This is a genomic window from Nonomuraea sp. SYSU D8015, assembly GCF_008065375.1.
Taxonomy (GTDB): domain Bacteria; phylum Actinomycetota; class Actinomycetes; order Streptosporangiales; family Streptosporangiaceae; genus Nonomuraea.
Genome location: NZ_VJYI01000005.1, coordinates 469,060 through 481,335, shown reverse-complemented (window position 1 = coordinate 481,335; position 12,276 = coordinate 469,060). Strand labels below are relative to the sequence as shown.

At 70.6% G+C, this 12,276-nt stretch carries 12 protein-coding genes; 9 read left to right on the top strand and 3 right to left on the bottom strand.

Translation table 11 applies throughout. The features are described 5' to 3' along the window. Positions 1 to 21 precede the first annotated feature (21 nt). The gene (locus ID574_RS24580) at positions 22 to 855 is read left to right on the top strand and encodes an FAD-binding oxidoreductase (RefSeq protein WP_188191290.1); all 834 of its coding nucleotides are present in this window, start codon (positions 22 to 24) and stop codon (positions 853 to 855) included. Here ID574_RS24580 and ID574_RS24575 read toward each other — a convergent pair. Further along, complete coding sequence (locus ID574_RS24575) at positions 843 to 1,562, bottom strand: L,D-transpeptidase family protein (protein WP_188191289.1); 720 nt, start codon at positions 1,560 to 1,562, stop codon at positions 843 to 845. The two genes, ID574_RS24580 and ID574_RS24575, sit on opposite strands and share 13 nt — an antisense overlap. Before the next feature lie 224 nt (positions 1,563 to 1,786). On the opposite strand from ID574_RS24575, the gene ID574_RS24570 reads away from it, so the two are divergent. The 5 genes from ID574_RS24570 (at position 1,787) to ID574_RS24550 (ending at position 5,212) form a co-directional block, all read left to right on the top strand. Further along, positions 1,787 to 2,434, top strand: a complete 648-nt coding sequence (locus ID574_RS24570; protein WP_223167021.1) for an HAD family hydrolase — start codon at positions 1,787 to 1,789, stop codon at positions 2,432 to 2,434. 150 nt (positions 2,435 to 2,584) lie between these two features. Then, entirely contained in the window at positions 2,585 to 3,094 is a 510-nt protein-coding gene (locus ID574_RS24565) for a DUF6912 family protein (protein WP_188191287.1), read from the top strand. A gap of 108 nt (positions 3,095 to 3,202) precedes the next feature. Further along, on the top strand, positions 3,203 to 3,679 hold the full coding sequence (locus ID574_RS24560) for a DUF2690 domain-containing protein (RefSeq protein ID WP_188191286.1): 477 nt from the start codon (positions 3,203 to 3,205) through the stop codon (positions 3,677 to 3,679). 90 nt (positions 3,680 to 3,769) lie between these two features. Then, positions 3,770 to 4,396: an HAD family hydrolase gene (locus ID574_RS24555; protein WP_188191285.1), complete on the top strand. Its 627-nt coding sequence runs from the start codon at positions 3,770 to 3,772 to the stop codon at positions 4,394 to 4,396. A gap of 108 nt (positions 4,397 to 4,504) precedes the next feature. Beyond that, positions 4,505 to 5,212: an HAD family hydrolase gene (locus tag ID574_RS24550; protein ID WP_188191284.1), complete on the top strand. Its 708-nt coding sequence runs from the start codon at positions 4,505 to 4,507 to the stop codon at positions 5,210 to 5,212. Positions 5,213 to 5,989: 777 nt separating this feature from the next. Here ID574_RS24550 and ID574_RS24545 read toward each other — a convergent pair. After that, positions 5,990 to 7,591 carry a penicillin-binding transpeptidase domain-containing protein gene (locus ID574_RS24545; RefSeq protein WP_188191283.1) on the bottom strand — a complete coding sequence of 534 codons (1,602 nt, stop codon included), beginning with the start codon at positions 7,589 to 7,591 and terminating at the stop codon, positions 5,990 to 5,992. An 87-nt stretch (positions 7,592 to 7,678) separates the two neighbouring features. Here ID574_RS24545 and ID574_RS24540 point away from each other — a divergent pair, with 87 nt between their 5' ends. From ID574_RS24540 to ID574_RS24530, 3 genes are all read left to right on the top strand, one after another. After that, the gene (locus ID574_RS24540) at positions 7,679 to 8,608 is read left to right on the top strand and encodes a LysR family transcriptional regulator (protein WP_188191282.1); all 930 of its coding nucleotides are present in this window, start codon (positions 7,679 to 7,681) and stop codon (positions 8,606 to 8,608) included. Then, positions 8,605 to 9,492: a serine hydrolase gene (locus ID574_RS24535; protein WP_188191281.1), complete on the top strand. Its 888-nt coding sequence runs from the start codon at positions 8,605 to 8,607 to the stop codon at positions 9,490 to 9,492. The genes ID574_RS24540 and ID574_RS24535 overlap by 4 nt, the downstream gene beginning before the upstream one ends. A 168-nt stretch (positions 9,493 to 9,660) precedes the next feature. Next, complete coding sequence (locus ID574_RS24530; RefSeq protein WP_188191280.1) at positions 9,661 to 11,628, top strand: acetoacetate--CoA ligase; 1,968 nt, start codon at positions 9,661 to 9,663, stop codon at positions 11,626 to 11,628. An 83-nt stretch (positions 11,629 to 11,711) separates the two neighbouring features. Here ID574_RS24530 and ID574_RS24525 read toward each other — a convergent pair whose 3' ends face one another. After that, positions 11,712 to 12,275: an NADPH-dependent FMN reductase gene (locus tag ID574_RS24525; RefSeq protein ID WP_188191279.1), complete on the bottom strand. Its 564-nt coding sequence runs from the start codon at positions 12,273 to 12,275 to the stop codon at positions 11,712 to 11,714. Position 12,276 lies beyond the last annotated feature (1 nt).

Sequence of the window (12,276 nt, the reverse complement as noted above, 5' to 3'; positions counted from 1 at the left end):
TCGTCACGGCCGACGGCCCGCGTGCTGACCTGCGACGCCACCCACTACGCCGACCTGTTCTGGGCCTGCAGGGGCGGGGGCGGCGGCAACTTCGGCGTGGCCGTGTCCTTCACGTTCAGGACCTTCGAGGCCCGCGACGTGACCGTGTTCTTCCTGAGTTGGCCATGGTCCAAGGCGCTGGCCGCGGTGCGGGCATGGCAGTCGTGGGCCCCGTCGGCGCCCGACGAGCTGTGGTCGTCACTGCATCTGGCGCGGTCGGCGAGCGGCCTGGGCGTGGAGGTCCTGGGCGCGTACCTGGGTGGCAGGTCCGCGCTCGACCGGTTGCTTGCGCCGTTCGTGGCCGCGGTCGGCCGGCCCTCGTCGCGTTCGGTGCAGGGCACCTCCTATCTGGAAGCCATGAAGATCATGGGTGGCTGTGGGTCGCGGTCGGTGGCCGAGTGCCGGCGGATCCCGCGTACGGCGTTCGCGGCCAAGTCGCACCTGGCGTACCAGGGGTTGTCGTCGGACGGCGTCCGGGCACTGGTGAACGGAGTGGCGCGCGGCGGGCGGCACATGGTGCTGATGGACGCCATGGGCGGTGCGATCGGCCGGGTGGGCGCGACGGCCACGGCGTTCCCGCATCGGGCGGCCCTTTTCAGCGTGCAGTATTACCAGGATGGAATGGATCGGACGTGGCTGCGCGGAATACACGCCGACATGTCCCGACATTTCGGGGATCACGCCTATGTCAATTACATCGACCCCGGTTTAACGAATTGGCGGAGCGCGTATTACGGTGCCAACGCCGCGCGGCTGGCCCAGGTGAAAGCCGCCTATGATCCGGGGCGGCTCTTCACGTTCTCTCAGGCCTTGTAGTCGCCGCGCACGTACACGGGGTGGCCGATGCCGACGAGCTCGTACAGGCGATGGGCGACGGCCATCGGGACTCGGACGCAGCCGTGCGAGGCGGGCCACGGCGGCACCCTGGTCGAGCCGTGCATGGCGACGCCGCCGACGAAGTAGAGCGAGTTGAACATCGGGCCCAGCGGGCCGGTGGTCCACCCCGGCGCCCGCCGGTTGACGCGGAAGTTCCCCACCGGCGTGACGGCGTTGCCGCAGTGACCGTTGAGGCAGTAGGGCACCTCGGCCCCCGAGGAGATGTGCGAGAACAGCACCGGGCGGCTGTTGCGGTAGACGGTGAGCAGTTGGCGGGTGAGGTCGATCTCGACCCGGTTCGCGCCGCCCCCGGACACCAGGGGGCGGTTGCGGGCCGGCCGCTCCAGCTCCTTCCAGAACTCCGGCCCGATCTCCGCGTTCGGCGGCAGCCTGCGGCTCTTCTGGAAGGCCCAGACGCCGAACTGGGTCTGCTCGTCGTACACGCCGTTGACCGGGCCGTAGTAGTAGCCGCCGCGGTGCAGCTGTCGCTGCAGCAGCGTGACGCTCTCCCCGCGATCGCCGGGCTTCAGCGCGGCCGTCTCGGTTTTCGTCTCGGTTTTCGTCTCCGTGCCGGCGGGCGTGCCCACCAGGAATGGCAGACCGCAACCGAGGGCCAGAGCGACAATTCCCCGTATCTTTGTACTCATATGCCGATGCCTACCCGGATCACCGAACTTCCACCTCTAATAGAGGTTTTGTCAAGCAAAAACCCAGCGCACCATTGAATCCCGATAAATGGGGCATTTCTCTTTTATAGGAATCGCAGTGCCCGTCATCGACGGCAGGACACCGGCGCGGCCCCTTCCGCGGCGGCGCCGTGGCGGCCCGCGGACGCCTTACCCTAGAACCGGATTCGAGCCAGGAGGTGGTCGTGGTCACGGGTGTGCTGATCGATTGGGGTGGGGTGCTCACGACCAGCCTCACCGACGCCATCGCGAAGTGGATCGAGGCGGACAGGATCGACGGCGAGCACTACCGCGACGTGATGCGCCAGATGATCGACCACGCCTACCGCGGCGGCGACGGCGAGAGCACCGTCCACGCCCTCGAACGGGGCGAGCTCGACGGCCCCTCCTTCGAACGCGAGCTGGCCGCCCGCCTGCTGACCCTGGACGGCGTGCCGCCGGTGGCCGAAGGGCTGCTCGCCCGGATGTTCGCGGGCTTCGAGCGGGTGGAGTCGATGTACGACATGCTGCGCGACATCCGCGAGCACGGCGTCAAGACCTGCCTGGTGTCCAACTCCTGGTCCAACGAGTACCCCCGGGACGACTGGGACGACGTCTTCGACGCGGTGGTGATCTCCGGCGAGGTCGGCATGCGCAAGCCCGAGCCGCGCATCTTCCGCCACGCGCTCGACCAGGTCGGGCTGCCGGGCGAGGAATGCGTGTTCATCGACGACATCGAGGCCAACATCGTGGCCGCCCGCACACTCGGCATGACCGGAATACACCACCGCGACGCGGACACGACCATCGCGGAACTCGAGTCTCTCCTCCGTCTCACGTTGCGGCGGGCATGATGGGTGCCCTGCAGTTCGCGATCGATGTCCTCACTTCGCTGCGGATCGGTCGCAGCACGCCGAGCCGGGCTCGGCAACCATAAGCACGGCGATGGTCTCCATCGCCGCCCGCCGGGCCGAGCTCGGCGATGAAAGCAGGAAAGGTACGTCATGCGCGTCTATCTGCCGTGCACCCTCCCCGCCCTCGCCCTCGCGGTCGAGGAGGGCGAGCTGGGCCCGGCCCCGCTGACCGGCTACGCGGTGACCCCCGCGCTGACCGAGTGGTACGCCTCGGGAGACACCGAGGAGCTCGAGTACGTCGCACTCACCGAGGCGGCCCGCGGCTCGCTGCGGATGCTGGCCGCCGACCGCGCCGACGGCCTGGAGGCCACGCCCCGGCGTGTGGTGGTCGCGGCCGAGGTGCCCGACCGCTCGGTCTCCATGGGCGTCGAGCTCGAGGAACGCGGGAGGGTGCGGCTCTCCGAGCCCGTCCCACTGGCCAAGGTGGCCTCGGTGCACATCGACGACGTGTCCGCGGTGCCCGACATCGAGGCGGCGATCGACGCGCTGCCCGCCTCGGACCAGGGCGACGACGACGCCAGGTTCACCGTGGACGGAGCCGAGGCGCACGAACTCATGTGGTACGCGACGCAGGAGATCCCCGACCTGCTGCGACCATGACATAGATCACAGATCATGACATAGATCACAATCGCTTGACCGCTCGGAGCCGACCCTCGCTAAGGTCGCGACCCAGCACGTGTTCTCTGACGCAAGGAGTGGGTCCAAGTGAAGCTTCGAGTTGCGGCGACCGCGGTGGGGGCAGCGGCGGCGATGGCCCTCGTCGCAGGCTCACCCGCCCACGCGCAGGCAGCGCACAGGTACGACCACAAGGACCCCTACAGGTCGGGCTGCGGCAACTCGGCCCGCGTGGTCGAGACCGCGGACATCAAGAGCCGTATCCACGGCGAGGTCGGGACCATCAAGCTCATGTGGTCCGGCAAGTGCAAGACCAACTGGGTCGAGATCCGCACGGCCAAGTCCGCGACCGGCACGATCAGGCTGTACACCGGGAAGGGCAGGACCACCAAGGTCGCCAAGATCGACACCTTCAGCTTCAAGAAGGGCAACGGCGGCCGGCACTGGGGCAACATGCTCTACGCCAACAACGTCTGCGCCTGGGGCAGCGTCTCCGTCCAGTGGAACGGCGGCCGGGGCGGCCAGAACGGCAGCGGCATGACCGACCCGGAAGGCGCCTGCGACTGACCCTTCCGCACGAGCGGCCGCGACCCGGACGGGCGCGGCCGCTCGGCGTTCACGGGAATGTCATGGTCGCCCAATAAGCTGGACGCCGATATGACGAAGCACATTGTTTGGGATTGGAACGGCACCCTCTTCCACGACATCGACGCCGTGGTCGGAGCCACCAACGAAGTATTCAGACCGTACGCACTGCCCGAGCTGACCGCCGACGGCTTCCGCGCCGTCTACACGCGGCCCATCTGGGTCGCCTACGAGCGCCTGCTCGGCCGCCCCCTGGCCGAGGGCGAGTGGAAGCTGCTGGACGACGGGTTCCACGAGCACTACTACCGGCTGGCCCACGCCTGCGCGCTGGCCGCCGACGCCGAGCTGGTGCTGACCAACTGGACGGGCACCCAGTCGCTCTGCTCGATGGCGCCGCACGCCCATCTGGTGCCCAAGGTCGACTCGTTCGGCATCAGCGGGCACTTCACCAGGATCGACGGGCTGCTCGGCACCACGGGCGGCGAGAAGGCGGCCCACATGACCGCGCACATCCAGGCCCTCGGCGTGGATCCCGGCGAGGTCCTGGTGATAGGCGACAGCGTGGACGACGGGATCGCGGCCAAGCACGTGGGGGCCCGTGCCGTGCTCTACACCGGCGGGATGACCACGCGGGCGGAGCTGGAGAGCACCGGATTGCCGGTGGTCGACACCCTGGCCGACGCGCTCGACCACGCATAGGGCCCGAGACTCGCCCGGAGATGCTTAAATCGCTCACACGGCGGTCCTGACCGGGCACCGCCCGTACCCTTGCAGTGTCCCCCTCAGGAGGCTGCCATCAATCGCCTTGTGCTGTGGAACGTCGACCTGACCCTGGTCGACGTCGCCATCGTGTCCAGAGACGCCTACGCCGAGGCGTTCCGCGCCGTGACCGGGCGGCCGCTGGTCAAGCTCGTGCCGCCGTTGGGCCGGCCGGACTCCGAGATCGTCTTCGAGACGCTCGCCGTCAACGGCGTGCAGGCGGAGGACGATCATCTGCCCCGGTTCCTGTCCGCGCTCGCCGAGGCCTTCGCCGACCGGCGCGGGCGGCTGGCCAAGCAGGGGCGGATGATGCCCGGGGCCAGGGACGCGCTGAAGTCGGTGTCCAGGCTGGACGGCGTGGTGCAGACGGTGCTGACCGGCACGATCAAGAGCAATGCGGTGCACAAGCTCAAGGCGTTCGGGCTGGACAAGTACATCGACTTCGAGCTCGGCGGCTACGGCGAGGAGCCCTATCCCAAGGCGACGCTGCTGCAGGTCGCCCAGGGGCGGGCCAAACAGCGGCTCGGGACACCTTTCACGGCGGCCAACACCGTGGTGATCGGAGACTCCACGCGGGACGCGCAGGCCGCCAAGATCGGCGGGGCCGCCATGATCGGTGTCGCTTCGGGGCGTTCGATGACCGCCGAGCTCCGCGAGGCCGGCGCCGACGTCGTCCTGCCCGACCTGTCCAACGCCTCGGAGGTGGTGGCCGCGGTCGCCTCCCTCACCTCCCCCGCCGGCCGCAAGGCCGGCTGACCCCGCACCCGGCGCCACTCGCCGGCCGCACGGCGCCACCTCTCCCCGCTGGCCGCCCACCAACCGCACGGCGCCACCGACGCCATCCGGCAGGGCACGACGCGGCACGGCCGGATCCAGCGCGACCGGCGCGGGCCGAGGGGGGCGGACCGGCGCGGGCCGAGGGGGGCGGACCGGCGCGGGCCGAGGGGGGCGGACCGGCGCGGGGAGCGGACCGGCGCGGCGCGGGCGCGAGGCGGATCCGCTCGACATGGCGCCTCCGACGCGACCCGGCAGGGCACGACACACTTCGGCGGATCCAGCGAGACCAGCGCGGCCCGGCCCCTGCGGCCCGGCCTGGCGTGGGGCGCGAGGCGGATCGGCCCAGCTTGGCACGGTAGCGGCCCAGCTCCGGGAGGCCAGGCGGTGACGATCGCGGCGTCCTCGCCGAGGAGCGCGAGGACGACGGCGGTGTCGAGCAGCAGGGAGGGGATCAGGCCGAGCCGGAAGAGCGCGAGGATCGCCCGCACGTCGTCCGCGTGCGCCGTGTCGACCACGGGGAAGGGCAGCGTGGCGGCCGCGGCGGCGGCCTTGGCCGGCACCTGTTCGCGTGCGGTGGCTAGTCCGCGCCGCGAGGGATGGGTCCCAGCCGTTTCCACACCTCGGGCAGGAAGCCGGCCCGGCGGGGGCGTGAGGCGGATCGGCCCCGGCCCGGCACAGAGCCCGGGTGGGCACGGCGGTGGCGAGTCGGCGCGGCGCGGAGAGACCCGGAGCGGCGCAGGCGGGGTGGGTGAGGGGTCAGGGGAGGGCGGTCAGGAAGCGGGCCGCTACTGGGGCGGCTACCGCGGAGCCGGCGCCGCCACCCTCGACGATCACGGCGAAGGCCAGGTCGTCCTTGTAGCCGATGAACCAGGAATGGGCCGGGGGTTCCTTGCCGGAGCCGTACTCGGCCGTGCCGGTCTTGCCGGCGGTGCCCGCTGGGAAGCGTACGGCGTTGGCGGTGCCGTCCGTGACGACGGCGGGCATGAGCTCGCGCAGGGCCGCCACCACGGCGGGCTCCAAGGGCCGGGGCCGGTCGTCCTTGCCTCCGGCGACGAGGCGGGGCGGGATCCAGGCGCCCGAGGCGATGGCGGCGGCCACCGAGGCCATGTTCAGGGGGCTCGCCAGCACCCGGCCCTGGCCGATCGAGGCGGAGGCCAGGTCGGTGTCGTCCTTGGGGTCGGGGAACTCGGCCCGCACGGCGGGGACGCCCGGGGTGATCGGGGCGCCGAAGCCGAAGCTCCGCGCGACCTCCGCCAGCCGGCCGTCGTTCAGTGAGGCCACGCTCATCTCCCCGAACGTGGTGTTGCAGGAGTGGGCGAACGCCTCCTGGAACGTCAGCGTGCCGTAGTCCTTGAACCCGGCGTTGTGGAACGGGAAGCCGCCGATGTTCTTCTCGGCCGGGCACGTGACCTGCTCCCCCGGCTTCACCCCGCCCGCGACCAGCGCGGCGGCCGTCACGACCTTGAACGTCGACCCCGGCGGATACTTGCCGAGCAGCGCCCGGTTGAACCCGCCCGGTTTGTTGACCACCGCCAGGATCTCCCCGGTCGAGGCCCGGAGCGCCACCAGCGAGGCCGGCTTGCGCACCCCTTCGAGAGCCTCGGCCCCCGCACGATGGACCGCCAGATCGATCGTGGTCTTGACGGGCTCGGTCCCGGCCGGCTCGTCGGCGACGGTCCGGACGGCCTCGTCCCCCTGATAGAGGACGATCCTCGAGCGGTTGAGAGCCTTGAAGCGGTCCGGGTACGTCTGCTTGACGCCCTCGACGAGCTGCTGCACCGAGCCGGGCGCGTCCGGCGTGCTGACCGGGGTGCCGTCGGCGGCCAGGACCTGCGGCGGGTCGGCCTTGTCCGTCACCACGCGCAGCGAGCGGCCCTTCTTGAGCAGCGGGTGGAGGGTGGCCGGGCTCCAGGCGACCTTCCAGGTGCGGTCGCGTTCGACGAGCTTGAGCTCGCCGTCGTAGGTCCAGTCCCGCCCTCCGGTGAGCCTCGCCGTGAAGCTCGCGACGTCCTTGACGGGCGCGGCGAAGACGCCTGTGGGGCGGGGCCGGCGGAAGGTGGCGTCCATGACCTTGAGGTCGGCGAGGAATCGCTTGTGCCAGGCCTCGAAGTCGGCGGGAGGGTCGGCGACGAGCGCCCGCATCGCGGCGTAGTCGCGCGACGTCCAGGCGGCCAGATACCGGTCGGCCGTCTCCTCCTGCGACCCCTGCGTACGCAGCGCCCAGACCACGCCCCCGGCCGCGACGACCGGGACCAGGATCGCCGCCAGGATCCACGGCCGGCGGCGGCGCCGCCGCTGTCGCCGGGGCGGCCGCTCCGGCTGAAGATAGCCATAAATTGTCCCCGTTTGTGGTGCCATGACGCAGAGGACACCAGAGGCACGGCCAAGGTGTCCAATATTGATATGACCGCTCAATAGATATAAACCTGGATATAGTTGCTGGTCATGGACCTTGTCCGCCATCTTCGCTACTTCATCGCGGTGGCGGAGGAACTCCACTTCGGCAACGCCGCGATCCGGCTCGGCATGGCCCAGCCACCGCTCAGCCAGCGCATCAAGCGCCTGGAGGAGGAGCTGGGCACGCGGCTGTTCGACCGCTCGGCCCGCCAGGTGCGGCTCACCGAGTCGGGCCGGCTGCTGCTGGCCGAGGCCCGCGAGATCGTGGCCCGCGTGGACCGGCTGCACGAGCTGGCCAGGCACGGCGAGGACACGGTGCTCAAGGTCGGCGTCCCGCCCGACCTGGCCGCCGCCGTGATCGCCGCCCTGGTCGCGGGCTTCCGTGAGACCAACCCCGAGGTACGTCTCGCGCCCGCCGAGATCTGGACCGCCGACCAGGTGACCGCGCTGGCCGAAGGGGCGATCGACGTCGGCCTCGTCCGCCATCCGGTGTCCGCGCCCGGTCTGCAGTTCGGCGAGATCCTCGTGCAGCTCCAAGGCGTGCTGCTGGCGGCGGGGGACCCGCTTGCCGGCGTCGGCGAGGTGCACCTGGCCGACCTGGCCGGGCGGGAGCTGCTGATGCCGCCCAGAGAGGGCGAGCCGGGCATGCACGCCGAGATGTTGTCGGAGTGCCGCCGCCACGGCTACGTGCCCCCGCAGGTGCACCAGGGCGCCGGGCTGGGGCTTGTGCTGGCGGGCGCGGCGGTGGCGTTCGGGCCGAAGGCCGAGCTTCCTGGGCTGGCCTGGCGGCCGCTGCTAGGCTCGCCGATCACGTGCCGGGTCTCCACTGCCTGGCGCGTGGCGACGGCCCCCATGAATGAGCTGGTCGGCGATTTCTCGGCCGTGGCCGTACGGACGTTGAAGGAGAGCGCCGGCATGACGGACGAAGGCGCCGTGCCCGCGCGGCGGATCAGCCGCAGGCCGGGGATGCTGGCATGATCGACCGCACCGAGCGAACGACCGGGCACCACGGGCCCGACTTCGAGACGCTGTTCCGCGCGGCGGGCGTCACCGGCTGGCTCTACGCGGCCGACATCGACTCCGGGCGTGACGTCGGGCACGGCGCCGACGAGCCGCTGCCGACGGCGTCGATGTTCAAGGTGCCGCTGCTGGTCGAGTTCTGCCGGCAGGCCGACGCCGGGCTGCTCGATCCCACCAGCAGGGTGACGGTGACGGCCGACGACCGGGTGCCGGGGCCGACGGGGATCTCGGCGATGCTCGACGACGTGACGATCTCCCTGCGCGACCTGGCATACCTGATGATCGCGGTGAGTGACAACAGCTCGGCCGACGTGCTGCTCGGCCGGGTCGGGATCGACGCGGTCAACGCCATGCTGGCGCACCACGGACTGGCCTCGACGAGGGTGTCGCAGAGCGCCAGAGAGCTCAACGAGAGCATGCGCAGGGACACCGGGCACGGGTGGCCGTACCTGGATCCGGACGAGGTGGCCCGGCTCAGCGCGCTCGACCCCGCGCGGGCCAACAGCAGCACCCCACGGGAGATGGTCCGGCTGTTCGGGCTGATCTGGCGGGACGAGGCGGCCTCCCGCGCGTCGTGCGCATGGATGCGTACGGTGCTCAACATGCAGGTGTGGCCGCACCGGCTGGCCTCCGGCTTCCCGTACGACGACGTCGCCGTCAGCGGCAAGACCGGCACGCTGCCGACGCTGCGCTGCGAGTCGGGCGTCGTCGAATACCCTGACGGCCGGCGCTACGCGGTGGCGGTCTTCACCCGCTCCTTCAGCACCGCGCTCATCCAGCCGCGGGCCGACGCCGTCATCGGGACGGCAGCGCGCATGGCGGTGGACCACCTGCGGAGATAAGGCATGTGTTCGTCCGTCCCCGTCGCACTTCGCCGGGGTCCTTCCGTTGAGAAAGGACCGGGAGGTGGCGGCGGCCGGGTTTATGGCGGTGGACCACCCACGGCGATAGCGAGTTATGTGGAGGGTACAGGTATGACTCTCCACTGATCGGGCGACAGGATGGGGCACATGGTTGCTGAGGGCGAGCTTCTCTGGGAGCCGAGCGAAGAGGTGGTGGCGCGGGCCAGGCTGACCCGCTATCTGGAGTGGCTGGGACGGCCCGGCGAGTCCTACGAGGACGTGTGGCGGTGGTCCGTCGACCATCCCGCCGACTTCTGGACGTCGATCTGGGACTACTTCGACGTCATCGGCGACCGCGGCGACGGGCCGGTGCTGTCCGGGACGATGCCCGGCGCCACGTGGTTCGCCGGGAGCTCCCTCAACTACGCCGAGAACGCGCTGCGCCGCGCCGACGGCACCGCGCTGATCTTCGTCTCCGAGGACGGCGCCCGCCAGGAGCTGACCCTCGCCGAGCTGCGCGAGGAGGTCGCGCGCGTCCGGGCCGGGCTGGCCCGGCTCGGCGTGCGGCGCGGCGACCGGGTGGCCGGTTATCTGCCGAACATCCCGCAGGCCCTGATCGCGTTCCTGGCCACCGCCTCGCTGGGCGCGATCTGGTCGGCCGGCTCCCCCGACTTCGGGGTGCCGAGCATCGTCGACCGGTTCAAGCAGATCGAGCCCAAGGTGCTCATCGCGGTCGACGGCTACCACTACAACGGCAAGAGCTACGACCGTTCTCAGGCGGTCAACGAGATCGCCGCAGAGCTGCCCTCGCTACGCGCGACCGTGTGGATCCCCTACCTGGCGGCGGCCGAGGAGGGTCGTGCGCCGCAGCAGGCAGAGCCCACCCCCGTGCACACCGCGGAGGTGCCGCACGGGGAGGTGATCGGCTGGGAGGGGCTTCGGGCCGAGGAGGGGCCGCTGGAGTTCGAGCGGGTGCCGTTCGACCATCCCCTGTGGATCCTCTACTCCAGCGGCACGACCGGCCTGCCGAAGCCGATCGTGCACGGCCACGGCGGCGTCGTGCTGGAGCACCTCAAGTCGCTCTCCTTCCACCAGGACCTGGGCGAGGGCGAGGTGTTCTTCTGGTACACCACCACGGGCTGGATGATGTGGAACTACCTCATCGGCGCGCTCCTGGTGGGGGCCACGCCGGTGCTGTACGACGGCTCGGCAACGCATCCGTCGCCGGCCGCGCTGTGGCGGATCGCCGCCTCGGAGGGGGTGACGTACTTCGGGGTCGGGGCGCCGTACATCATGGCCTCGCTGAAGGCCGGCATCCGGCCGGAGGGGCTGGAGCGGCTGCGGGGCGTCGGCTCGACCGGGTCGCCGCTGCCGCCCGAGGGGTTCGCGTGGGTGGCCGAGCAGCTGCCCGGGATCCCGATCGGGTCGTTCTCCGGCGGCACCGACGTGTGCACGGGGTTCGTGGGGGCCACGGTGCTGCATCCCATCCGAGCGGGGATCATCCCGTGCCGGTCGCTGGGGGCGAGGGTGGAGTCGTACGACCCTTCGGGCAAGTCGATCGTCGGCGAGGTCGGTGAGCTGGTCCTGACCCAGCCGATGCCGTCGATGCCGGTGATGTTCTGGAACGACCCCTCCGGCGAGCGGTACGCCGAGAGCTACTTCGACGTCTACCCGGGCGTGTGGCGGCACGGCGACTGGATCAAGATCAACGAGGACGGCAGCTGCGTGATCTACGGCCGCTCCGACTCGACGCTCAACCGGGGCGGCGTGCGGATGGGCACCAGCGAGTTCTACCGGGTCGTCGAGCGGTTCGAGGAGATCGCCGACAGCCTCGTGATCGACACGGGGCAGCTCGGGCAGGAGGGGAGGCTGCTCCTGTACGTGACGCTCGCCGAGGGGGCCGACTTCACCGAGTCGCTGGAGCGTGCACTGTGCGACGCGCTCCGCACCGAGTTGTCCCCCCGGCACGTGCCGAACGAGATCCGCGTAGTCCCCGGCATCCCCCGCACGCTGTCGGGCAAGAAGCTGGAGGTGCCGGTCCGCAAGATCCTGCTCGGCACGCCGGTGGAGGACGCGGCCAACCCGGACGCGATGGCCAATCCGGAGGTGCTTCAGCACTTCAAGCCGGGCTCCTGAGCGGGCTCAACGCTTCAGGCCGCTGTCCGGAGACGGTTGAGGCGGCTGTCCGGAGACGGTTGAGGCGGCTGTCCTGAGACGGTTCAGGCTGCGGCCCTGAGCGGCTTCAGCGCGCCGCTCCAGGCGACGAGCTGGTCGAGCATGGTGGCGAGCAGTGCCTCTTGGCGCCCGGTGGGCCTGAACACCGACATGTTCTCGAAGTCGTGGTACAGCGAGAGTGAGACCTGCGCGGGCACGTCGGCGACCTTGAGCTGGCCGAGCACCTGCCTGAGGTGCTCGGCCGCCCGGACGCCGCCGTCCACGCCGTAGCTGACCAGACCCGCGGCCTTGTCCTGCCACTCGCTGTAGAGGAAGTCGATGGCGGTCTTCAACGCGCCGGTGGTCGAGTGGTTGTACTCCGGCGTGACGAAGACGAAGCCGTCGAAGGCGGCGATGCGCTCCGACCAGGCCTTGGTGTGGTCGTGGGCGTACTGGTTGACGGCGGCCGGCACGGGCTCGTCGAGGTGCGGCAGGGCGAAGTCGGCCAGGTCGATCAGTTCGAAACGGGCGTCGTCGCGCTTGGCCGCCAGGTCGTGGACCCAGCGGGCTACGCTCTCGCCGTTGCGTCCTGGGCGGGTGCTGCCAATGATGATGCCAATCCTGATCATT

Bases quoted from the DNA above. Each gene is read 5' to 3' on its own strand.
- ID574_RS24575 (WP_188191289.1), bottom strand. From the start codon at position 1,562: ATGAGTACAAAGATACGGGGAATTGTCGCTCTGGCCCTCGGTTGCGGT.
- ID574_RS24565 (WP_188191287.1), top strand. From the start codon at position 2,585: ATGCGCGTCTATCTGCCGTGCACCCTCCCCGCCCTCGCCCTCGCGGTC.
- ID574_RS24555 (WP_188191285.1), top strand. From the start codon at position 3,770: ATGACGAAGCACATTGTTTGGGATTGGAACGGCACCCTCTTCCACGAC.
- ID574_RS24545 (WP_188191283.1), bottom strand. From the start codon at position 7,591: ATGGCACCACAAACGGGGACAATTTATGGCTATCTTCAGCCGGAGCGG.
- ID574_RS24540 (WP_188191282.1), top strand. From the start codon at position 7,679: ATGGACCTTGTCCGCCATCTTCGCTACTTCATCGCGGTGGCGGAGGAA.
- ID574_RS24535 (WP_188191281.1), top strand. From the start codon at position 8,605: ATGATCGACCGCACCGAGCGAACGACCGGGCACCACGGGCCCGACTTC.
- ID574_RS24530 (WP_188191280.1), top strand. From the start codon at position 9,661: ATGGTTGCTGAGGGCGAGCTTCTCTGGGAGCCGAGCGAAGAGGTGGTG.
- ID574_RS24525 (WP_188191279.1), bottom strand. From the start codon at position 12,275: ATGATCAGGATTGGCATCATCATTGGCAGCACCCGCCCAGGACGCAAC.